Source organism: Streptomyces sp. SID14515, assembly GCF_010548505.1.
Lineage (GTDB): Bacteria > Actinomycetota > Actinomycetes > Streptomycetales > Streptomycetaceae > Streptomyces > Streptomyces caviscabies.
Genome location: NZ_JAAGMH010000001.1, coordinates 1 through 20,997 on the forward strand (window position 1 = coordinate 1; position 20,997 = coordinate 20,997).

At 70.4% G+C, this 20,997-nt stretch carries 17 protein-coding genes and 1 pseudogene; 11 read left to right on the forward strand and 7 right to left on the reverse strand.

The features are described 5' to 3' along the window. The 8 genes and pseudogenes from G3I54_RS00005 to G3I54_RS00040 all read left to right on the forward strand — a co-directional run. Positions 1-1,448 (forward strand): annotated as a pseudogene (locus G3I54_RS00005) (histidine kinase); the annotation flags it as partial. Continuing rightward, entirely contained in the window at positions 1,449-1,871 is a 423-nt protein-coding gene (locus G3I54_RS00010) for a roadblock/LC7 domain-containing protein (RefSeq protein ID WP_003966009.1), read from the forward strand. 135 nt (positions 1,872-2,006) lie between these two features. Continuing rightward, complete coding sequence (locus G3I54_RS00015; protein WP_003966010.1) at positions 2,007-2,414, forward strand: DUF742 domain-containing protein; 408 nt, start codon at positions 2,007-2,009, stop codon at positions 2,412-2,414. Next, positions 2,395-2,976, forward strand: a complete 582-nt coding sequence (locus G3I54_RS00020) for an ATP/GTP-binding protein (protein ID WP_003966011.1) — start codon at positions 2,395-2,397, stop codon at positions 2,974-2,976. Before G3I54_RS00015 ends, G3I54_RS00020 begins: the two co-directional genes overlap by 20 nt. A gap of 362 nt (positions 2,977-3,338) precedes the next feature. Further along, positions 3,339-6,599 carry a nitrate- and nitrite sensing domain-containing protein gene (locus G3I54_RS00025; RefSeq protein WP_164609770.1) on the forward strand — a complete coding sequence of 1,087 codons (3,261 nt, stop codon included), beginning with the start codon at positions 3,339-3,341 and terminating at the stop codon, positions 6,597-6,599. A gap of 10 nt (positions 6,600-6,609) precedes the next feature. Next, positions 6,610-7,023: a roadblock/LC7 domain-containing protein gene (locus G3I54_RS00030; protein WP_006127847.1), complete on the forward strand. Its 414-nt coding sequence runs from the start codon at positions 6,610-6,612 to the stop codon at positions 7,021-7,023. Between the two features lie 90 nt (positions 7,024-7,113). Next, complete coding sequence (locus tag G3I54_RS00035) at positions 7,114-7,773, forward strand: DUF742 domain-containing protein (protein WP_164609772.1); 660 nt, start codon at positions 7,114-7,116, stop codon at positions 7,771-7,773. Further along, the gene (locus G3I54_RS00040; RefSeq protein WP_014048542.1) at positions 7,754-8,335 is read left to right on the forward strand and encodes an ATP/GTP-binding protein; all 582 of its coding nucleotides are present in this window, start codon (positions 7,754-7,756) and stop codon (positions 8,333-8,335) included. The genes G3I54_RS00035 and G3I54_RS00040 overlap by 20 nt, the downstream gene beginning before the upstream one ends. A gap of 83 nt (positions 8,336-8,418) precedes the next feature. On the opposite strand, the gene G3I54_RS00045 is transcribed toward G3I54_RS00040, so the two are convergent. The 3 genes from G3I54_RS00045 to G3I54_RS00055 form a co-directional block, all read right to left on the reverse strand. Further along, positions 8,419-8,622 (reverse strand): acyl-CoA carboxylase subunit epsilon, encoded by a 204-nt coding sequence (locus tag G3I54_RS00045; RefSeq protein ID WP_030076048.1) that lies wholly within the window; start codon positions 8,620-8,622, stop codon positions 8,419-8,421. A gap of 71 nt (positions 8,623-8,693) precedes the next feature. Then, positions 8,694-10,277, reverse strand: a complete 1,584-nt coding sequence (locus G3I54_RS00050) for an acyl-CoA carboxylase subunit beta (protein ID WP_164609774.1) — start codon at positions 10,275-10,277, stop codon at positions 8,694-8,696. Positions 10,278-10,540: 263 nt separating this feature from the next. Next, positions 10,541-14,407 (reverse strand): endo-alpha-N-acetylgalactosaminidase family protein, encoded by a 3,867-nt coding sequence (locus G3I54_RS00055; protein WP_164609776.1) that lies wholly within the window; start codon positions 14,405-14,407, stop codon positions 10,541-10,543. A gap of 387 nt (positions 14,408-14,794) precedes the next feature. On the opposite strand from G3I54_RS00055, the gene G3I54_RS00060 reads away from it, so the two are divergent. Both G3I54_RS00060 and G3I54_RS00065 read left to right on the forward strand, forming a co-directional pair. Continuing rightward, positions 14,795-16,006, forward strand: a complete 1,212-nt coding sequence (locus G3I54_RS00060; protein ID WP_203685332.1) for a glycoside hydrolase family 64 protein — start codon at positions 14,795-14,797, stop codon at positions 16,004-16,006. Between the two features lie 149 nt (positions 16,007-16,155). After that, a complete protein-coding gene (locus tag G3I54_RS00065) occupies positions 16,156-16,833 on the forward strand; it encodes a peptidoglycan-binding protein (RefSeq protein WP_164609781.1) in 678 nt (225 codons plus the stop codon). A gap of 50 nt (positions 16,834-16,883) precedes the next feature. Here G3I54_RS00065 and G3I54_RS00070 read toward each other — a convergent pair whose 3' ends face one another. After that, positions 16,884-17,408, reverse strand: coding sequence for a hypothetical protein (locus G3I54_RS00070; RefSeq protein ID WP_164609783.1), 525 nt, complete (start codon positions 17,406-17,408; stop codon positions 16,884-16,886). 280 nt (positions 17,409-17,688) lie between these two features. On the opposite strand from G3I54_RS00070, the gene G3I54_RS00075 reads away from it, so the two are divergent. Beyond that, positions 17,689-18,309, forward strand: coding sequence for a YceI family protein (locus G3I54_RS00075; RefSeq protein ID WP_164609785.1), 621 nt, complete (start codon positions 17,689-17,691; stop codon positions 18,307-18,309). A gap of 228 nt (positions 18,310-18,537) precedes the next feature. Here the strand turns inward: G3I54_RS00075 and G3I54_RS00080 are convergent, their stop codons facing one another. The 3 genes from G3I54_RS00080 to G3I54_RS00090 are packed head-to-tail and all read right to left on the reverse strand — an operon-like array spanning position 18,538 to position 20,874. Further along, the gene (locus tag G3I54_RS00080) at positions 18,538-19,572 is read right to left on the reverse strand and encodes an ABC transporter permease subunit (protein ID WP_164609787.1); all 1,035 of its coding nucleotides are present in this window, start codon (positions 19,570-19,572) and stop codon (positions 18,538-18,540) included. Then, the gene (locus G3I54_RS00085) at positions 19,569-20,462 is read right to left on the reverse strand and encodes an ABC transporter ATP-binding protein (RefSeq protein WP_164609789.1); all 894 of its coding nucleotides are present in this window, start codon (positions 20,460-20,462) and stop codon (positions 19,569-19,571) included. Before G3I54_RS00085 ends, G3I54_RS00080 begins: the two co-directional genes overlap by 4 nt. 7 nt (positions 20,463-20,469) lie before the next feature. Then, positions 20,470-20,874: a GntR family transcriptional regulator gene (locus tag G3I54_RS00090; RefSeq protein ID WP_164609979.1), complete on the reverse strand. Its 405-nt coding sequence runs from the start codon at positions 20,872-20,874 to the stop codon at positions 20,470-20,472. Positions 20,875-20,997: the final 123 nt, after the last annotated feature.

A 20,997-nucleotide genomic window follows, 5' to 3' on the forward strand; every position in this document is an offset into this window, starting at 1 on the left:
CGGCACTGCCGGCCCGGGACAGCGCAGCGGGCCGTCCGCAGGGCCCGCAGGGCGGCGGTCAGCCGAACAACGGTGGTCCGGGCCAGGACTTCCCGGGCCAGGGCCCGGCACCCCAGCGCCAGGGCGGCGGTCTCTCCGGCGCCTTCGGCAACAGCGCCAGGCTCGGCGCCCGCGGCGCCCAGGGCGGCCCCCAGGGCGAGGCCCCGGGCCGCGGCGACGCGGCGCAGCCCAACCTGTTCGGGCACGGCGCTCCGCCCTCTCCCGGGCAGAACGGCCGCCCGGGCCAGTTCGCACAGCAGAACCAGCAGAGCCCGTCCGGCTGGCAGAACCAGCAGGGCCAGCAGAACCCGTCGAACCAGCAGGGCCCCGAAGCGCAGCAGCCGCAGGGGCGCCCGGGACCGAACGGCCCCGCCCAGGGCGGTTTCCAGCAGTCCGGCGGCCCCGGCCGTCAGCTGCCGCCGCCCGGTGGACCGCGTGCCGAGCTGCCCGGGGGCAACCCGCAGCCGCAGCGTCCGGCGGCCACCAGCTGGGGCGCCGACACCCCGCGCGGTCATGAGGAGCACGACACGACCGGGCAGTTCGCCCGGCCGGCGGGCCCCGGCCAGGACCCGGCGTTCAACGCCCCGCTGAACCAGCGGCCGGCGGACGACCGGCAGGGCCCCGGCGCGACCTCCGAGTTCGCCCGGCCCGACTTCTCGGCTCCCCAGGACCGGTCGTACCCGCAGCAGGCTCCGCAGGGCCAGGACCCGGCGAGCACCGCGCAGTTCGCGCGGCCCGACTTCGGCGTCCCGCAGCAGCCGCACCAGAACCAGCAGGGCCTGGGCGGCAACCAGCAGGGCCAGGGCGGTTACGACCAGGGTCAGCAGCAGCTGCCCGCGCCGCGTCAGCGCGGCCCGGAGGGCAACGACTTCGGTGCCCCGCGTCCGGTGCTGCCGCCCCAGCCCCAGCAGCCGGAGGCTCTGCCGCCGGCCGGTCCCGGGGACGGCCGTACGCCGCTGTACGACACCCTGGAGACGAACTGGTTCCACGGTCCGGGCCAGGGTGGCCAGCAGCCGCCCGCCGAACCGCAGGCGCCGGCCGCTCCGGAGCCCACCGGTGTGCCCGTACCGCCCATGCCTCAGCGTGGTGCGGCCGACCCCTCGGTCACCAGTTCCTGGCGAGCCTCGCCCAACGACGAACTCGTACGCCAGGCCGAGCGGGTCAAGAAGCCCGCGGCCGGCGGTGTCACCACTTCCGGGCTGCCTCGCCGTGTTCCCCGCGCCAATTTGGTTCCGGGGACCGCACAGCAGCAGAATCACCAGTCCGGACCTCAGGTTTCGCGCGCGCCCGATGACGTGCGCGGTCGTCTGACCAATCTCCGCCGGGGCATCCAGCAGGGTCGGCAGGCCAACAACGGCTCGCAGACCGGCAGTATCCATCTCGGCCCCACTCACCAGCAGGAGCGTTAGTTGAGCCCCATGAGTCAGGCCGCGCAGAATCTGAACTGGCTGATCACCAACTTCGTGGACAACACCCCAGGGGTGTCCCACACGGTGGTGGTCTCCGCGGATGGCCTGCTGCTGGCGATGTCCGAAGGATTCCCGCGCGACCGCGCCGACCAGCTCGCCGCGGTCGCGTCCGGGCTGACCTCGCTGACCGCGGGCGCGTCCCGGATCTTCGAGGGCGGCGCCGTCAGTCAGACGGTTGTGGAGATGGAGCGAGGATTTCTCTTCCTCATGTCCATCTCCGACGGTTCGTCCCTCGCCGTTCTCGCCCACCCGGACGCCGACATCGGTCTGGTCGGGTACGAAATGGCCCTCCTGGTCGACCGTGCGGGCACCGTCCTCACGCCCGACCTCCGCGCCGAGCTCCAAGGCAGTCTGCTCCACTAGGCGGCCATCCAGCGGATTCACGACACGATCCCCCCAGGTAATGCCCACAACCCTCACCCGACAGGCCGCTTTAGTCCCCTCACCGGCCCCTTGCAGACGGCAAGCCGAGAACCTGCTGTCACGCCCGGAGGATTCATGACCCCGCCACCCGCCTCACCCGATCCGTACGGCGCACTGCACCACGCGTCGTACGACGGGGAAGGCGACCAGCCGCTGGTTCGTCCTTACGCCATGACCGGCGGCCGGACCCGGCCGCGCTACCAGCTCGCGATAGAGGCTCTGGTCAGCACGACGGCAGACCCCGCGCATCTGGGGACGCTGCTCCCCGAGCACCAGCGGATCTGCCACCTCTGCCGTGAGGTCAAGTCGGTGGCGGAGGTGTCGGCACTGCTGTCGATGCCGCTCGGCGTCGCCCGGATCCTGGTGGCGGACCTGGCGGAAGCCGGCATGGTGGCCATCCACCAGCCGGGCAACGGAGAGGCCGGCGGCGCGCCGGATGTGACACTGCTCGAAAGGGTGCTCAGTGGACTTCGCAAGCTCTAGCGGCGGTACGGGCCGCGCCACCACCTCGGCGAAGATCGTGGTGGCGGGCGGCTTCGGCGTGGGCAAGACCACGTTCGTCGGGGCCGTGTCGGAGATCAACCCGCTGCGCACCGAGGCCGTCATGACGTCCGCGTCCGCGGGCATCGACGATCTGACCCACACCGGGGACAAGACGACGACGACCGTCGCCATGGACTTCGGCCGCATCACGCTCGACCAGGACCTGATCCTGTACCTCTTCGGTACGCCCGGTCAGGACCGTTTCTGGTTCATGTGGGACGACCTGGTCCGCGGCGCGATCGGCGCCGTCGTCCTCGTCGACACCCGCCGTCTCGCCGACTGCTTCCCGGCCGTCGACTACTTCGAGAACAGCGGGCTGCCCTTCGTCATCGCCCTCAACGGCTTCGACGGACACCAGCCCTACACGCCCGACGAGGTGCGTGAGGCGCTCCAGATCGGTCCGGACGCTCCCATCATCACGACGGACGCCCGCCACCGCGCGGACGCCAAGAGCGGCCTGATCACGCTGGTCGAGCACGCACTGATGGCACGCCTGAAGTAGTTCTTCCACCAGGCGTAAGTCGATATCGGCATACGGAAGTTGCAGTAGTCACGCGGGGGCGGCCTGTGTCGTTTGACACGATCCGCCCCCGTGTTCATAACGTTTCGACAGAGAATTGACTCCGCTCCGCCACCCGATGCATCCATTCGGTGCCACTGCGCTCACATGAGCCCCGCCTTTTGACGGGGCTCGCTCTTTATGCCCGTTTTATCTGAGGCCTGGGCCACTCGGAATCGTCGATTCCGAGTGTTTGGAACGGGGCCGGTACCCGTGCTGCAATTCGACGAACTCCCCAGTAGTACGGGCCCTGAACGAATAATCCGGCACAGCGTAGGTGCCGACGCCGAGAGGTTGTTGGTCGAGTGAGGCGAAGCAACGAGGGCTCCGCGGCGCAGCCCGAGCGGGGCAACTTCACCCCGCCGTCGCGCGCTGCGGTGTCCCCTGCGGATGTGCCCGGTACGGAGCCCGCCGAGGGCGGCAGCACCAGCCGGATGTCCCCGCGCAACTGGCGCGTGGCCACCCGGCTGAACGCGATCCTCCTGATCCCGGTGCTGGTCGGCCTGGTCATGGGCGGGTTCCAGGTGAAGGGCTCCATCGACACCTGGGGCGAGGCGCAGGAGGCCGAGAAGATCGCGGTCGTCGTGCGCGCCGCGTCGGACTACGGGCAGGCGTTGCTGAACGAGCGCGACCTCACCGCGGAGCCGCTGCTCTCGGGCGACCGTGACGCCGATGTGGTCGAGCAGACCCGGGCCACCACGGACGAGGCGGCGCGGAAGTTCGACGCCGCGGTCAAGGACATGCCGTCGAAACCGGGCCTGGAGCGCCGGCTGAAGCTGTTCAAGGGCGAGGAGCCCAAGCTTCCCGAGCTGCGCAAGGCCGCCTACTCCCAGGCCCTGGACCCGGTGAAGACCGAAGAGGGCTACGTCCAGGTCCAGCACTCGCTGATGGAGTTCTCCAACGAGCTCGGCCTCGGCACCGGCAACATCACCAGTTACGGCCGTACCGTCTACGCGATCGAGCTGTCCAAGGCTGCAGAATCGCTTCAGCGCTCGATCGGCATGCACCTCCTGGTGCGCCCGAGCCAGAAGCCGGGCACGTACAACGACCAGGTCAAGGCCTTCGGCTCGTACAACTACCTGGAGCAGATCGCCCTCGGCGAGTTCAACTCCGGTGGTACCCAGGCCGACGTCGACCGGCTCAAGCAGGTCATGACGGGCAAGGCCGCCGAGGGCGCCAAGCAGCTCAAGGCCGCCAAGGAGCAGGCCGAGGCCGCGGGCAAGCCCTTCGTGGCCCCGCCGAGCATCGACGGTTCGGTCTTCGACGGCATGGCCCAGGAGATCGGCAAGGGCCAGGACCCGAAGGACCTGGCGGCCAAGGGCATCACGCCCGAGACCTGGATGGCGGCGGCCACCGCGAAGTTCGAGGGGTACGCCACCGTCGAGGACGAGCTCGTCACCAAGGCGGTGGACGAGGCCGCGAAGATCTCCTCCGACGCCAAGACCGACGCCATCGTCAACGGCCTCATCGTCGTCATCGCGCTGCTGGCCGCGTTCATCCTGGCCGGGCTCATGGCCCGCCAGATGAGCCGCTCGATGCGCCAGCTGCGTACCGCCGCCTTCTCCATCGCCGAGCAGCGGCTGCCCTCCCTCGTCGACCAGCTCTCGCGTACCGACCCGGGCCGGGTCGACACCCGGGTGCAGCCGATCCCGATCACCACGCAGGACGAGATCGGCGAGGTCGCCCGCGCCTTCGACCAGGTGCACCGCGAGGCCGTCCGGCTCGCCGCCGAGCAGGCCATGCTGCGGGGCAACGTCAACGCGATCTTCACCAACCTCTCGCGCCGCAACCAGTCGCTCATCGAGGGCCAGCTGACCCTCATCACCGACCTGGAGAACAACGAGGCCGACCCGGACCAGCTGGAGAGCCTCTTCAAGCTGGACCACCTGGCGACCCGTATGCGCCGCAACGGCGAGAACCTCCTCGTCCTCGCGGGCGAGGAGCCCGGCCGCCGCTGGGACCAGCCCGTGCCCCTGGTCGACGTCCTGCGCGCCGCCTCCTCCGAGGTGGAGTCGTACGAGCGCATCGAGCTGTCCGGCGTCCCCGAGGCCGAGATCCACGGCCGGGCCGTCACCGACCTCGTGCACCTGCTGGCCGAGCTGCTGGAGAACGCCACCACGTTCTCCTCGCCGCAGACCAAGGTCAAGGTCACCGCGACCCGGCTGCCCGACGGCCGGGTCATGGTCGAGATCCACGACAAGGGCATCGGTCTCACCGCCGAGGACTTCGCCGACATCAACCACAAGCTGGCCAACCCGCCGACCGTGGACGCCGCGGTGTCCCAGCGCATGGGCCTGTTCGTGGTCGGCCGGCTGGCCGACCGGCACGGGATCCGGGTCCAGCTGCGCCCCTCGGGCGAGCAGGCCGGGACCACCTCGCTGGTCATGCTGCCGGACGCCATCACCCACGGTGGCGGTGGCGAACCGGGCGGCGGCCAGGACGACTTCACCGTCTCCTCGATCATCCCCGAGCAGCAGCAGGCCTTCGAGCCGGCGCCGCAGCAGGCCCCGATGCGTACGGCGGCGGAGCTCGGCTTCGACGACTCGCGCTACGAGATCCCGGCGGACCCGGGCCAGCTGGACCCGGTCAACCGCTCGCTGATGCGCGAGGAGCGCAGGGCGGCCCTGGAGGCCCAGACGGGCACGGGCGGCCCGTTCGGGGACAACTCCCAGGAGCGGCAGGGCTACGCACCGGAGCCGTACGCGGGCGACCCGTACGGCGGGCAGCAGCAGCCCCAGCAGGGGTACGCCGACGAGCAGCACTACGGGCAGGACCAGTACGGGCAGCAGCCGCAGCAGGACCAGTACCAGGGGTCCTACGAGCAGCAGCAGCAGTACGGCGCCGAGGACGGCTATCCGCAGCAGGAGCAGCAGCCCCAGCACGGCCGGCAGCACCCCGGGGACGGCTACGCGGAATCGGCATATGCCGTTCCGGACGACCGGCAGGGCCAGTACGCCGACCCATACACGGCTCCGGCCGCCGACCAGTCCCACCAGGACGATTGGCCTGTTCAGAGCGGTTTCCAGAACACTTATGAGCCGATTGCTCCCGCCGAATCGGAATCTGTTCCGAGCACGCCCGCGGAGCCTTCGGAGCGCGTAGGCTTCGAGCGTCCGGGACCCACCCCGAACGTCGGCCACGAGCTGACCGAAGCCGGTCTGCCGCGCCGCGGCGGTCAGCAGCACTGGCAGCCCGGCCCCGGCGGCCGCGCCGACGACCAGCCCGCTCCGACTCCGCAGCGCCGGCCGCAGCGGGAACAGCGGCAGGACCCGCAGACGGACGGGGACGGCACCGACGACTGGCGCTCGACGAACGACGAGCGCTGGGAGCGGGCCGAGAAGCTCCGTGAGCCGAAGGCGGGCGGAATCACCCCCTCCGGTCTCCCCCGGCGCGTACCCAAGGCCAACCTGGTCGAGGGCACGGCGGAGCAGACCCAGCAGGGCGGCCCACAGGTCTCCCGCGCCCCCGAGGACGTCCGCGGCAGGTTGAGCAACCTGCGGCGGGGGATCCAGCGGGGACGCAGCGCGGGGTCGGACACCAGTACCACCTACAACCAGGAGCGTTAGTGTGAGCCCGATGAGCCAGGCGGCGCAGAATCTCAACTGGTTGATCACCAATTTCGTGGACAACACCCCCGGGGTGTCGCACACGGTGGTGGTCTCCGCCGACGGACTCCTGCTGGCGATGTCCGAAGGTTTCCCGCGCGACCGCGCCGACCAGCTGGCGGCCGTCGCCTCCGGTCTGACGTCGCTGACCGCGGGCGCCTCGCGGATCTTCGAGGGCGGCGCCGTGAATCAGACCGTTGTGGAGATGGAGCGCGGATTCCTCTTCATCATGTCCATTTCCGACGGATCTTCGCTCGCCGTGCTGGCCCACCCGGACGCCGATATCGGTCTGGTTGGGTATGAAATGGCCCTTCTGGTGGACCGCGCGGGCAGTGTCCTGACTCCGGACCTCCGCGCCGAACTTCAGGGAAGTCTTCTTAACTAGTAGACAGACAGTGCGTTTCTCGCCACCGCGCCATAAAGTGCGGTGGCGCGGCCCCACTGGGATCGGCGACCGGCAGTCGGAGGAGGAAACGTGGCAGCACCCACAGGCGGGCACCCATACAACGGTGACCAGAGGGTTCCGGGTGAGCACGGTGACAACCGTTTCGGCTTCCCTGCCGCTCCTGGCGGGCAGGGCCCCGGGCAGTATCAGCCATATCAGCAGCCGCAGCAGCAACAGCCGCCGCAGGGTGCTCACGGCGCGCAGGGGTCCGAGTGGCCTCCGCAGCAGCCGGGATCGGGGTGGCCGCAGCAACCGCAGCAGCCCCAGCGGTACGACGCGCCCCAGCGGTCGCGTATTCAGCCGGTGCAGCAGCAGCGGCGGGCTCCCGAGCCCGCCAAGCCCGCCGCCCACAACCCGTTGGTCCGTCCGTACGCCATGACCGGCGGCCGGACCCGACCGCGTTACCAGCTCGCCATCGAGGCGCTGGTCAGCACCACGGCCGATCCGTCGCGGCTGCAAGGGCAGTTGCCCGAGCACCAGCGGATCTGCCGGCTCTGCATCGAGATCAAGTCGGTCGCCGAGATCTCGGCCCTTCTCTCGATCCCCCTCGGCGTTGCCCGGATCCTCGTCGCCGACCTGGCCGAGGCCGGACTCGTCGCTATCCATCAGCCCGGCGGCGACGAGGCCGCCGGCGGCCAGCCAGATGTGACACTGCTCGAAAGGGTGCTCAGTGGACTTCGCAAGCTCTAGCGGCGGAGCGGCCCGCTCCACTACCTCGGCGAAGATCGTGGTGGCAGGGGGCTTCGGCGTGGGTAAGACCACGTTTGTCGGTGCCGTTTCGGAGATCAACCCGCTGCGCACCGAAGCCGTGATGACGTCCGCCTCGGCGGGCATCGACGATTTGACCCACACCGGGGACAAGACCACCACGACGGTGGCCATGGACTTCGGACGTATCACCCTGGACCAGGACCTGATCCTGTACCTCTTCGGTACGCCGGGCCAGGACCGTTTCTGGTTCATGTGGGACGACCTGGTCCGCGGCGCGATCGGCGCCGTCGTCCTCGTCGACACCCGCCGTCTCGCCGACTGCTTCCCGGCCGTCGACTACTTCGAGAACAGCGGCCTCCCGTTCGTCATCGCCCTCAACGGCTTCGACGGACACCAGCCCTACACGCCCGACGAGGTGCGTGAGGCGCTCCAGATCGGTCCGGACACCCCGATCCTGACGACGGACGCCCGCCACCGCGCGGACGCCAAGAGCGCGCTCATCACACTGGTCGAGCACGCACTGATGGCACGCCTGCGCTGAGGCCTCCGGGTACGGCACGCGGAAGGGCCCCGCACTCCTCAGGAGTGCGGGGCCCTTCCGTATGACGTGGAGCGGGCGGGTGGTCAGCCCTGCCAGCTGTGCGGGGCGCGGAAGCCCGGCGTGCGCTCCAGACGGCGCCAGCCGGCGGTGTCACGGCCCCGGTGGGCGGGGGCGGCGGGCTGGGCGGCGGCGCGGGCCATCAGGACGGCGGTGATGGCCGCCAGCTCCTCGGGGTCGGCGTGACCCTTCTCGACGCGCAGGACGGACTCGGCGGACGTCAGGCTCATGGTGGGGTGTCTCCGTCTTCTCGGCAGGATGTCGTGGACCGTGCGGCGGATCGCGCCGCTGCGGAGGAGGACTACTGCGGGGGGTTGCCGTGCTTGCGGGACGGCAGGTCGGCGTGCTTGTTGCGGAGCATGGCGAGCGAGGCGATGAGTACTTCGCGGGTCTCGGCGGGGTCGATGACGTCGTCGACGAGGCCGCGCTCGGCCGCGTAGTACGGGTGCATCAGCTCGGCCTTGTACTCCTTGACCATGCGGGTGCGCATGGCCTCGGGGTCCTCGGCGTCGGCGATCTGCCGGCGGAAGATGACGTTGGCCGCGCCCTCGGCGCCCATGACCGCGATCTCGTTGGTGGGCCAGGCGTAGGTGAGGTCGGCTCCGATGGACTGGCTGTCCATGACGATGTACGCGCCTCCGTAGGCCTTCCGCAGGATCAGCGAGATCCGCGGCACCGTGGCGTTGCAGTAGGCGTAGAGCAGCTTCGCACCGTGGCGGATGATCCCACCGTGCTCCTGGTCGACGCCCGGCAGGAAGCCGGGGACGTCCAGAAGGGTGATGATCGGGATGTTGAAGGCGTCGCACATCTGGACGAAGCGGGCGGCCTTCTCGGAGGCCTCGATGTCCAGCACACCGGCCAGGGCCTGCGGCTGGTTGGCGACGATGCCGACGACCTGGCCGTCGAGGCGGGCCATCGCGCAGATGATGTTGCGGGCCCAGCGCTCGTGGATCTCCAGGTAGTCGCCGTCGTCGACGAGCTCCTCGATCACCTTGTGCATGTCGTACGGGCGGTTGCCGTCGGCCGGTACCAGGTCCAGCAGGACATCGCCGCGCCGGTCGGCCGGGTCGTCGCTCTCGACGGTCGGCGGGTTCTCGCGGTTGTTGGAGGGCAGCATCCCGATGAGGTAGCGGACCTCGGCGATGCAGGTCTCCTCGTCGTCGTACGCGAAGTGCGCGACGCCTGACGTCTCGGCGTGCACATCCGCGCCGCCCAGACCGTTCTGCGTGATCTCCTCGCCGGTGACCGCCTTGACGACGTCCGGTCCGGTGATGAACATCTGCGAGGTCTCACGGACCATGAACACGAAGTCCGTCAGCGCCGGGCTGTAGGCCGCGCCGCCCGCGCACGGACCGAGCATCACACTGATCTGCGGGATCACACCCGAAGCACGCGTGTTGCGCTGGAAGATCCCGCCGTAACCGGCGAGCGCCGAGACGCCCTCCTGGATACGGGCCCCCGCGCCGTCGTTCAGCGACACCAGCGGAGCACCCGCCGAGATGGCCATGTCCATGATCTTGTGGATCTTCGTGGCGTGCGCCTCGCCCAGCGCCCCGCCGAAGATCCGGAAATCGTGCGCGTAGACGAAGACCGTCCGGCCCTCGACCGTGCCCCAGCCGGTGATGACACCGTCGGTGTAAGGCTTCTTGGCCTCCAGGCCGAACCCGGTCGCGCGGTGGCGGCGGAGCTGTTCGACCTCCTTGAACGAGCCCGGGTCCAGCAGCAGCTCGATGCGCTCGCGCGCGGTCAGCTTGCCCTTGGCGTGCTGCGCCTCGGTCGCCCGCTCGCTCGGGCCGCGCCGGGCCTGCTCGCGCAGGGCCAGCAGTTCGGCCACCCGGCCACGCGTGTCGCTCGGCTCACCCTGGGTTTCGTCCACAACGGTCATGTATCGACCCTACGAACCCCGACCCAGAAATCGTGCCGTCGACTCCGTACAGTCTCCTGCCCGGTTTCGTGGTGGGAGTGAACAGAACCATGGCATCGTGCAGGCGATCCACCAGCGAAACGCCGCCTACGGTTGTGGAGACTCCACAAGTGGAGGGTGTGCCGTGGGCCACATGCCCCTGAGGGGGCCCGAAGGCCCCCTCAGTATGGCCCAGCACTGTTCAGCTGGGCTCCACCACGCCTCCGCCGCCGTTCGGCGGAGGTTCAACTTCCGCAGTGGAAGCGGGCATTGCCCCAGTCGGCGTGGTCGTTGCCGTTGCCGTCACCGCCGTCCTGGACGATCAGCTCGACGTACTTCGCGCCGGTGACGTCGGCGGTGAGCTTCCAGGCGGGGTCGGCCGCCCCCAGTACGGGCGACACCACCTTCTCCGTGCCGTCCGCGGTGACCGAGAACCGCACGCTTCCCCGCGTGGTCTGGACATCGTCCACCCCCACCTCGGCGGTGAAGGAGGTGCACTTCCCGCCCAGGTAGTAGCGGATCTTCGCCGGGGCGTGCGTGCCCAGGCCCTTGGCGTAGTCGACGCCGCCGATCTTCAGCGGGCCGCCGTCGCCGGCCCCGGCCTCCCCGTTGGACCGATCGCGCTCGACCGGACCCCAGCCGTTCTCCGAGGCGGTCCAGTCGAGATCACTGGCCCAGCCGTCCTCGGTGGGCGGCGGCGGGAGCGTACGGATCGAGGTTCCCGCGCCGAGCGTACGACCGGCTCCTGCGACGGCGTACGTGGCCTCCGCGTCCAGCGCGTAGGTGTCGTAGGGGGCGTCGACCGGCGGGGTGACCCGCCAGCTGCCGGTGACCTTCGCGCCCGGGGCCACGGAGTCGAAGGCGACCGTGCCCACGGGCTCGGCCTGCCAGCCCTCGGGCACGGTCAGCGCGAGCTTCACACCGGTGGCGGCGCTCGCCTCGTCGTTGCCGAAGGTCGCCTTCACCGTGTTCGGGGCCCCGGGCTCCAGGGTCTCGGCGTCGGCGGCCACGTCGAGCGTGCCGCAGACGGCCTCCTGCCCGGCGGGGGCCGGTCCGAGGTCGGTCACGGTGAAGCCGTCGAGCACGAAGTCCGCGCCCTCGGGTGCTCCGGCGAGCTTGCGCAGCCCGGTCCAGGTGTCGCCGCAGCCCGCGGTGAGGGTCCGGCTGAAGTGCCCGGTGGTGCGCTGCTGCCCGATCGGGGTGGCCCGGGTCTCGGTCGAGGAGGCCTTGCCGTCGGCGACCCGGTCGTAGCCCTCGACCCAGCTGTAGGCGCCGGTGTGGCTGGACTGGTAGTCGAAGTCGACCCGGTAGCGGTGGCCGTCCTTCATCGGGACGGTCCAGGGCGCGGTGCGGTAGACGAGGCCGGTGTTCTCCTCGTGCGACTTCAGCGACTCCTTCCCGCCGAGCACGTCGTCGATCAGCTTTCCGTTCCAGCCGGACTGCGTGTACGGGGCGTTCAGCTGCGAAACGCTGGTGCGGGGGTCGGTGGAGCCGCCCGCGTCGCCCTTGAGGAAGGGGCCCCAGCCCTGGTCGACGGCCTCGAAGTCCTCGTACGCCACCGTGCCGGGGCGGGTCGCCGGGGCGTTCTCGACGATCCGTACGTCGTCGGCGCGGACCTTCGCCGTGCTGCCCGCCGCCGCCTCGATCCGGAGGGTGGTGCGACCGTCGGCGGGGGCGGTGAAGTTGACCTTGGCGCGCTGGAAGGAGGTGCCGTGCCAGTCGGACGCGGCGACGAAGTCCTCGGCCGTGGAGCGCTCGACGGCCACCGACTTCCCGCCCGCGCTCAGCACCGTACGACGGCTCTCGCCGGGCTCGACCTCGACGAGGGCGGAGGCGGTGTAGCGCTTGCCGGGTGTGAGGCCGGTGACGGTCTGGGAGAGCGAGGCCCTGCCGGAGCCGGACAGCTCGGCGCTGTTGCGGCCCTGCTCGTCGGTGTCGCGGACGGCGGTGCCGGTCTTCGTCCAGCCCGCGAGGTCACGGTCGTTGAAGCCGGGGTCCTTGAGCTTGCTGCCCTGCCCCCAGTCGGCGGCGGTCTCCTTCGGGGCCCGGTCGGGGTAGAGGACGTAGGCCTGTCCGGCCTTCGCGGTCAGCGTGACCTTCCCGCCCGAGGGGCGGACGGTGGCGACCTTCTTCCGGCCGTTGTCGCTCAGCTCGTAGAGGGTGTACGCGCCTTTGCCGGGCACCTCCCAGCTGCTGGTGCCGCCGGTCTCGCTGTAGTGGTAGAGCTTCCTTCCGCCGTCCCACGGCAGCAGGTAGTCGGTGCCGCTGAGCACCTTGCGGCCCTGGTCGTAGAAGGTCCGCTCACCGTCCTCGACCGTGCCGCGCACGCCACCGGTGAAGGTGATGTCGTTGCCGTCCCAGCGGGTGATCTTCTGCTGCTGGAGGTACTTGGCGGGCAGGTTCTTCTGCCAGATGTTGGCGGTGAAGGCGTTCCAGTCGGTCTCGCCGGTCCAGCCCTCGAAGTCCTCCAGGGCGCTCTGGCCGAGGACCGGGTGGTTGTTCCAGATGTCCTTCTCGCCGTTGCGGATGAACCGGATGATCTGTGAGTTCAGGCCCTTGTTGGTGGCCCCGCCGTAGTTGAGGTCGTTGGCCCAGTGCGACCAGAGCGAGGCGCGTTCGAACTTGTCGGCCCACTCGGTGCCGACGGTCCAGCCCTGCTTCTGCACGGCCTGGATCGTCTTGTCGGCGATCCAGCCGTGGCTGTAGTAGACGTCGATGTAGAGGAAGTCGAGGTTCTTGTCGGTCTCGTCGCGCAGCTGCTGGAAGCGCTTTTCCAGGTCGCCGCTGTTGATGTCGCGGCGCTGGTCGATGTAGTAGCTCTGGTTGAGCCAGTTCCAGCCGGGCTTGGTCTTGTCGACGAGCTGCTCGGAGAAGGCGTTGGCCTCCGGGTAGGACTCGGTGGCGTTGACGTGGACGCCGAAGTCGGCGCCCCACTTCTTGCCGTCCTTGAGCAGGGTGTTGAGGTCCTTCAGTCCGCCGGCCCGCTTGTTGTAGTTGCCGCCGTAGTCCGGGTGGGCGGAGTCGTGGCCCTCGGAGCCGTACCCCTTGAGGACGGCGAGCTGGCCGAGGCCGTCGGTGGCCTTCGAGATCCGCTTGACGTCGTCCAGGGTGCGCAGGAAGGGGTGGGTGGCCTGGCTGGCGAAGTTGAACGGGATGTGGGTGACGACCCGCTTCGCGGTGGCCTCGCTGCCGGGCGCGGTGACGCCGATGGAGCGGAAGGCGACGGCCCCGTCCTGCCAGTCGACGGCCTTGTCGCCGTTGGCGTCCGGGGTGACGACGACCTTGGCCCACGGCAGGTTCTCGCCGCTCTCGGGCTTCGGCGCGCCCTCGCCCCGGTAGGTCCACTGGCCGGACCAGACGCCGACCCGGACACCGCCGTCCTCGGTGCGCGCCTGGCGCCAGAAGCGGGCGTCGTCGCCGCCGGTGGGCCCGGAGGGCTTGTCGTACGAGGAGTTGGACTCGATCGCCGCCGCGAGCGAGCCGTTGTTGAGGATCGCGTAACTGGCCCCGACGGGCGCGGCGTCGGGCTTCGTCTCCCCGGTGACCTTTCCGAAGACGTCGGCGGTGCGGGTGGAGTCCGGGTCGAGCGTGGTGAACGCGGTGGCGGCCCCGGCCTCGGTGGACCCGACGGAGATCAGGTCGTGGCCCGGGATGTCGATGGTGCCCACCCGGAAGGCCTCGGTGTCGCGGACGGCGGTGACCTTGAACGTGGTGGCCCGGCCGGAGACGGTGAGCGAGGCGTCGATCTCGACGCCCGGGAGGTCCTCGAAGGCGAGGGTGTAGCGGGCGGCGCTGCCGGTGATCTTCGGCGCGCCCTTGAGCTTCACGGGGTGGGCGGTCCCGTTGAGGGTGACGGCGGTGACCGGCCGGGTGGAGCCGAGCAGCTGCTCGCCGCTCGCCCGGTCGGTGTACGACAGGACGCGCGGGAAGTCGTCGGCGACGGCGACGGCGAGCCGGTCGGACCCGATGACGGCGGATCCACCGGGCTTCGCCGCCTTCGCCGGGGAGGGGGACGGATCGGCGGCTGCGGCGGGGAGGGCGGCCCCCACGAGCGCCAGGACGGCTGCGGAGGCCGCGGCGACCAGGCCGGGGCGAGGGAATCTTGGCGACATGGCCCCTGAGTAGTCGCCGTGTCCGGACACCGTCAACGAACTTCGGCCCCGGGGGCCGACTCCGTCCAACAACCCCGGTGCGTTAGTCCAAGTCAGGCCGGTGCGCGGTGGATCGTCGCCTCGTTCACCTCTTGGCGGTCGGCGTCTTCCCGCGGTCACGTTTCGCACCCGCTCGGTTCCGGCAAGTACCGCTTCGGGGCGTCGAGTTGTGAAGACTCGGAATTTTTGAGAGCGCTCTCAGTCACAAGTCTTGACGCTCGTGCCGGGCCTCGCGAGAGTGGTGCGCACCGCAGGCACCCCCACGGTTCCTGACCCTCCCCGCGCCACCCCCCACCCCCGCCTGCGGCCCCCCACCATCTCGGGAGTCCCCTCGTGATTTCACGCCGAATGTTCCTGACCGGCGCCGCCGCCTCGGCCGCGGCGCTCACGTACCCCGCCTGGGGCACCGCCCTCAGCCCGCGCGCCTCGGCAGCGCCCGCCACCTGCGAAATCGCCCTGGAGAACAAGTCGTTGCCGGGCACGGTGCACGCGTACGTCACCGGCCACGAGCTGGGCACCGACCGCTGGGTGCTGCTCCGGCCGAACGGCGAGGTCTACCGCCCCGACTCCCCCGGCGCCCCGCAGACCCCGCTGCCCGTCGACTGCGCGATCCCGCTCAACGGCGCGGGCGCGGCCCCGGTGGTGCTGACCCTGCCGCAGATGTACGGGGCACGGGTCTACTTCGTCCGCGACGACAAGCTGGACTTCTTCCTCAACCCGGGCCCGTCCCTGGTGGAGCCCGCCTTCGCGACGCCGACGGACCCGAACTACGGGCGGACCTGGGCGTTCGCCGAGTTCACCTTCAACACCGAGCAGCTGTACTCCAACATCAGCTACGTGGACCTGATCACCGCGCTCCCGATCGGCATCACGCTGGAGGGGGACGGCACCCACGTCGTGGCCCCGCACCCGGAGGGCGCGGTGGAGCGGATCGCGGAGGACCTCACCGCCCAGGCCGCCGCCGACGGGCAGCCGTGGGACAAGCTGATCACCCGGGGCGAGGACGGCAGCGTCCTGCGGGTCGTCTCGCCGCAGAACATCATGGCCCCGTACTTCGACCGGCCCGCCGAGATGCCGTTCCGGGACCTGTTCACCGCCCAGATCGACGAGGTCTGGGAGAAGTACCGCTCCGAGGACCTGCGCATCGACCTCCAGGGCGGCCGGGGCACGCTGGCCGGCCGGGTGAGCGGTGACGTCCTCACCTTCGAAGGCGGCCACACCTTCACCAAGCCGGAGACGAAGGACATCTTCACCTGCAACCACGGCCCGTTCACCAACGACCCGGGCGACTCCGACGACAAGAAGGCGATCCTGGCGCGGCTGGCGGCGGGCTTCAACCGCTCGATCATGCTGAGCCACCCGAGCCAGCCGAACGGCACGTCGACGGCGGACTACTACAAGACCCCGGTCACCAACCACTGGTCCCGGGTGGTCCACGCGAACAGCCCGATCGGTTACGCGTTCCCGTACGACGACGTCCGCCCGGACGGTGAGCCGGACGTCTCGGGCGCGGCGCACGACGGGAACCCGCGCCGCTTCACGGTGAGCGTGGGCTCCTGACGCCCACCCGCCCGGACCGTGTGCCCCCGCCCGTCCGGCGGGGGCACACCCATGTCCGGGGTCCGGTGCCCGGTGGCATCCGATACCTCATCAATTGACACGGTGCGCGGCGTTCTTGACTTCGCCCCGGCGCCCCGGGACGGTTCCGTATGCGAATGAACCGACTCCCCCGCCGCATGCTCGCGGCGGTCGCCGCCGGATTCCTGCTCACCGCGGCGGCTCCGGCGCACGCGGACCCCGCCCCGCCGCCCTCACCCGCCCCGCAGGCCCCCGGCGCGCACGGCGTGCCCGCCTTCCAGAAGAGCTACGGACTGCCCCCGACCGGCCGGATCGACACGGTCACCGCCCATCTGCTCAAGACCGCTCCGGACAGCGAGCTGCGGGCGTTCTTCGCCGCCCCGTCCGACCTCGGCCCGGAGCAGCTGGCCCACGCCCGGACGGTCATCGGCGTCGGCAAAGGGGCGGATCTCTCCGAGGAGGCCCAGATCATCGCCCTGATGACGGCGATGCAGGAGTCGAAGTTCGTCAACTACACGACGGCGGTCGACCACGACTCGCTCGGCGTCTTCCAGCAGCGCCCCAGCATGGGCTGGGGCACGCCGGCGCAGATCACCCACGTACCGACCGCGGCCAAGTCCTTCTACGGGCTGCCCTCGCCCAGTGCCAACCCCGGGCTGCTCCAGATCGACGGCTGGGAGTCGATGGAGCCGGGCGACGTGTGCCAGGCGGTCCAGCGGTCCGCGTACCCGGACCGGTACGCGCAGTGGGAGGACTTCGCCCGGGAGCTGCTGGAGCGGGAGGGCCCGGACGCCGAACCGATCGACTGAAGCGGTGGGGCCGCCCCCGGTGCGGGGCGGCCCCTGGGCTTCCGCCGTGGTCAGCAGCCGCCGCAGTTGTAGTACGTGACGTCCCAGTGGTTGCCCTCGTCCGCGTAGATGTTGCCGGAGCCGGACTGGTACTGGCGTGCGCCGTCGCCCCGGGTGCCGATGTAGGTGAAGGTGCCGGTGACGTAGTTGTTCAGGCAGGTGCTCTTGGCGAAGTCGAGCTTGTAGCCGTTCCAGTGGGAGTACGTGCCGCCGGCGTGCCCGGTCTCGGTGCCTCCGGTGATCCTGAGCGCGCAGCCGGTGGCGCTCTTGAGGGTCTGCGCGCCCTGGGCGCTGGGCAGGTTGAGCTGGTCGAAGGACGTGCAGGTGGGCACGTTCCGGTTGGAGCAGCCGCCCGAGGACGACCAGGTGATCCCGGACGAGCTGAACCGGGAGGTCGCCTGCGCGTGGGTCAGCTTGGTCACGGCGTGCGCCTCGGTGGCGCCGCTGCCGAGGGCGCCGATCCCGGGCACGAAGAGTGCGCCGAGGACGAGGGCCAGGGCGGTGAGGGCGGAGCGGAGTCGTGGACGGGTCACCATGGGGGATTCCTCCTGCTCATGACAAATCAGGGGGCGTACGGGCGCGAGGCCGCTTACGCCGGGCAGGGAGATAGTGCCCGAGTTCTACGCGCGTCCGCCAGAGGGCGGGGCACCCGGACACTCGGGGCGCCCCCACCGCCCCGCACCCCCGATCGAGGGAACCCGGAGCACAGATGTTGAACATTGAACTAGATCGCGCTACAGTCAATCTCGTTGAAGGTTAAACAACCCCTTCCGCACCGCTCGATCCGTCCCCGCAGCGCATCCCCGAGGAGGAGCCATGGCTCTGTTCACCCGCAAGTCGACCGCCGCCACCACCGTCACCGAGGCCCCCGCGGTGGACCCGGCGCTGGCCGCCCTGACCGGCACGTACACCCTGGACCCGGCCCACAGCAGCATCGGCTTCACGGTGCGCCACGCCATGGTCACCAACGTGCGCGGCTCCTTCGCCGAGCACGAGGGCACCCTGGTGCTGGACGGCACGGACCCGGCGAACTCCTCCGCCTCCATCGACGTGAAGATCGCCAGCGTCGACACCGGCATCGCTGACCGCGACGGCCACCTGGTCAGCGGCGACTTCTTCGACGCCGAGAAGTTCCCGCTCATGACGTTCCGCTCGACCAAGGCCGAGCAGCGGGGCGGCGACACGTACCGGATCACCGGCGACCTGACCATCAAGGACGTCACGCGCCCCCTCTCCATCGACCTGGAGTTCAACGGCTCCGCCACCGACGTCTACGGCAACGAGCGCGTCGGCTTCGAGGGCAGCACCGACATCCTGCGCTCGGACTGGGGCCTGACCTGGAACGCGGCGCTGGAGACCGGCGGTGTGATGGTCAGCGACAAGGTGAAGCTGACCTTCGACATCTCCGCGATCAAGGCCGCCGCCCCGGGAGCCTGACCCGCCCTTCGGCCCCGCCGGAAACCGAGCGCGCCCGCCTCCACCCCGTTCGGGGCGGACGGCGGGCGCTCGGCGTCCGGGGTGGGCGCGGGGCAGGGGCACGTAGAGTCGGGAGCGGGCGGCCGAAGCCAGTTGCGTTGGCTTCGGCCGCCCGTCTCCGTCCGTAACCCGCCGCCGTGCGACCGGTCGTACGGCGGCCGCGTACGGCCGGGGCGGATCCGTGACCCGTCAGACCAGCCGGCGCCGCAGCCACAGGGCGCTGAAGCCGGCCAGGATCCCGGCCAGCGCCAGGAAGACGGCGGTCTCGATCCACTGGAACGTCCAGTAGCGGTCGGCCGGCTGGTAGGCCACCTCCACATGGAGGTCCGACTCGGCGAAACAGCGCATCGGCTCGATCTCGCGACGGGCGCATCCCTCGCTGCCGCCGACCTCCTTGCCGGACCGGTCGAGGACCGGGCCCATACCGGAAACGACCCAGGCCCCCGGCTTCACCAGCCCCACCTTCACCCGGGCGTCGTCGCCGTCACCCGACAGCAGGACCTGCGTCGCGCTCCAGCCGGCCGTGGGCGCGAGCGGTTCGCCGTCCTCGCCGGCCGATGCCATGCCGACGGAGCTGAGCGCCACGTCCGTACGGTCCGGCGTCAGCAGGTGCGGCCGGAGCGTGTAGGGCACCAGCACCTGGACCGCGACGAAGAGCACCAGGGTGGCCGCCATCGCCGGGACCGTCCGGCGGATCAGGAGGCCGGCGCAGGTTCCGAGCGTGAAGGCGAAGGCCGCGTAGCCGAGCGGCACGATGCCCCGGCCGTCGAACAGCAGCGGGGTGAAGCGGTCCTCGTTGACCCGGTCGATCGGAGCGGCCCACCAGGTGACCAGGAGGCTGAGCAGCCCCGTGACGGCGACGGCCGCCAGGCCGACGACCGCGAGTCTGACCGCGAGCCAGCGGGTGCGGCTGATGCTCTGGTTCCAGATCAGCCGGTGGGTACCGGTCTCCAGTTCCCGGGCGATCAGGGGCGCCCCCCAGAAGATCCCGATGACGCCGGGCACGACGATCAGCAGGCCGGTGACGAAGTAGGACAGGGTGTTGTACTGGACGACGAAGGCGTTCTTCGCCGCGCCGCAGTCGCTTCCGCAGCCGGCGACGCCACTGTCGTAGGCGCTGCGTATCTGCAGGCCGGTGACGACGAGGACCGCCGAGATCACGGCCAGGGCGACGAGCGCCACCAGGGTCTGGACGCGGTACTGACGCCAGGTGAGCCAGATCATCGCTGTGCCTCCTGTACGGGTCGGCGCGCCGGTCCTGCCGTGTCCCCGGCCATGTAGGTGAGGACCAGATCCTCCAGGCCGAGGGGTTCCAGGACCCCTTGCGGGTCGTGGCCGGGGGTGTCCGCCCGCACGATGAAGGTGCTCTGCCGTTCGGTGTGGGTGGCCTGGAGGACGCGCATCCCCTCGGGCAGGTCCGCAGCGTCCCGGCGCGCGGTGGTGAGGCGGAAGTGGCTGCCGAGCAGGTCGTCGACGTCCCCGGCGACCTGGACCCGGGAGGCGACCAGCGAGATGAGGTGGTCGCAGACCCGTTCCAGGTCGGAGACCAGGTGCGAGGAGAGGATGACCGTGGTGCCGTGCTCGGCGACGTACTCCATCAGCCCCTGGAGGAACTCCCGCCGCGCCAGCGGGTCGAGGGCGGCCACGGGCTCGTCCAGGATCAGGAGATCGGGGCGTTTGGCCACGGCCAGGGTCAGGGCGACCTGGGCGCGCTGACCGCCGGAGAGCCGGCCGACACGCTGGGCGGGGTCCAGTCCGAGGTCGCGTATCCGTTCCTGCGCCAGGTGCGCGTCCCAGGCCGGGTTGAGGCGGGCTCCCAACCGCAGATGGTCGGCGACGGTGAGAGCGGCGTACGTCGGGGTGTCCTGGGCGACGAACCCGACCCTGGCCAGCTGTGCCGTACCGGACGCGGGTCGTCCGCCGAGGACTTCGATGGTGCCGGAGGTCGGGGTGAGCAGCCCGCAGGCCAGTTGTAACAGGGTCGACTTTCCGGCCCCGTTGGGACCGACGAGTCCGACGACCCGGCCGGGCGGCACGCTGAGCGTGCAGTCGGTGAGGGCCTGGCGGCGGCCGTACCGCTTGCCCAGGCCTCTCGCTTCGAGAATGGCGGTCATGACGCGGTCATTGCTCCTCTTCGGTGGATGAGGCCCCGGAGTGCGTACGGAAGGCGGCCAGGAACAGCGCCTCGATGCTCTCGTCGTCGAGCCCGGCGCTTCGGGCCCGATCGAGCCAGCGGACCAGCTCCCGCCGCAGGGGCTCGTGCTCGGGCAGCGAGGCATCGCTGAGGGTGCTGGACACGAACGTCCCGACACCGGGCTTCTTGGCGACCAGCCCCTCGTACTCCAGCTCGCGATAGGCCTTGAGCACGGTGTTGGGGTTGATCGCCACCTTGGCCGCGACCTCCTTGACCGTGGGCAGCCGGTCGCCCTCGAACAGCAGGCCCAGGCGCATGGCCCGGCGCACCTGGTGGACGAGTTGCAGGTACGGCGCGACGCCGGACCGGGCGTCGAGGTGGAACTCGATCACCATTTCCTCTATTCATCTAGGGTCCTAGCACTATAGGACTATGGCGGTGAGTGTGGTGTCAATGGGCCCGGGCATGCGAGAAGGGCGGCACTGTGTGCCGCCCTTCCTTGTACTGCTCCGCGT

Excerpts from the sequence above, each read along its gene's own strand:
- G3I54_RS00065 (WP_164609781.1), top strand. The coding sequence starts at position 16,156 with ATGCGAATGAACCGACTCCCCCGCCGCATGCTCGCGGCGGTCGCCGCC.
- G3I54_RS00030 (WP_006127847.1), top strand. The coding sequence starts at position 6,610 with ATGAGCCAGGCGGCGCAGAATCTCAACTGGTTGATCACCAATTTCGTG.
- G3I54_RS00075 (WP_164609785.1), top strand. The coding sequence starts at position 17,689 with ATGGCTCTGTTCACCCGCAAGTCGACCGCCGCCACCACCGTCACCGAG.
- G3I54_RS00050 (WP_164609774.1), bottom strand. The coding sequence starts at position 10,277 with ATGACCGTTGTGGACGAAACCCAGGGTGAGCCGAGCGACACGCGTGGC.
- G3I54_RS00045 (WP_030076048.1), bottom strand. The coding sequence starts at position 8,622 with ATGAGCCTGACGTCCGCCGAGTCCGTCCTGCGCGTCGAGAAGGGTCAC.
- G3I54_RS00080 (WP_164609787.1), bottom strand. The coding sequence starts at position 19,572 with ATGATCTGGCTCACCTGGCGTCAGTACCGCGTCCAGACCCTGGTGGCG.
- G3I54_RS00015 (WP_003966010.1), top strand. The coding sequence starts at position 2,007 with ATGACCCCGCCACCCGCCTCACCCGATCCGTACGGCGCACTGCACCAC.
- G3I54_RS00060 (WP_203685332.1), top strand. The coding sequence starts at position 14,795 with ATGTTCCTGACCGGCGCCGCCGCCTCGGCCGCGGCGCTCACGTACCCC.
- G3I54_RS00085 (WP_164609789.1), bottom strand. The coding sequence starts at position 20,462 with ATGACCGCCATTCTCGAAGCGAGAGGCCTGGGCAAGCGGTACGGCCGC.
- G3I54_RS00070 (WP_164609783.1), bottom strand. The coding sequence starts at position 17,408 with ATGGTGACCCGTCCACGACTCCGCTCCGCCCTCACCGCCCTGGCCCTC.
- G3I54_RS00055 (WP_164609776.1), bottom strand. The coding sequence starts at position 14,407 with ATGTCGCCAAGATTCCCTCGCCCCGGCCTGGTCGCCGCGGCCTCCGCA.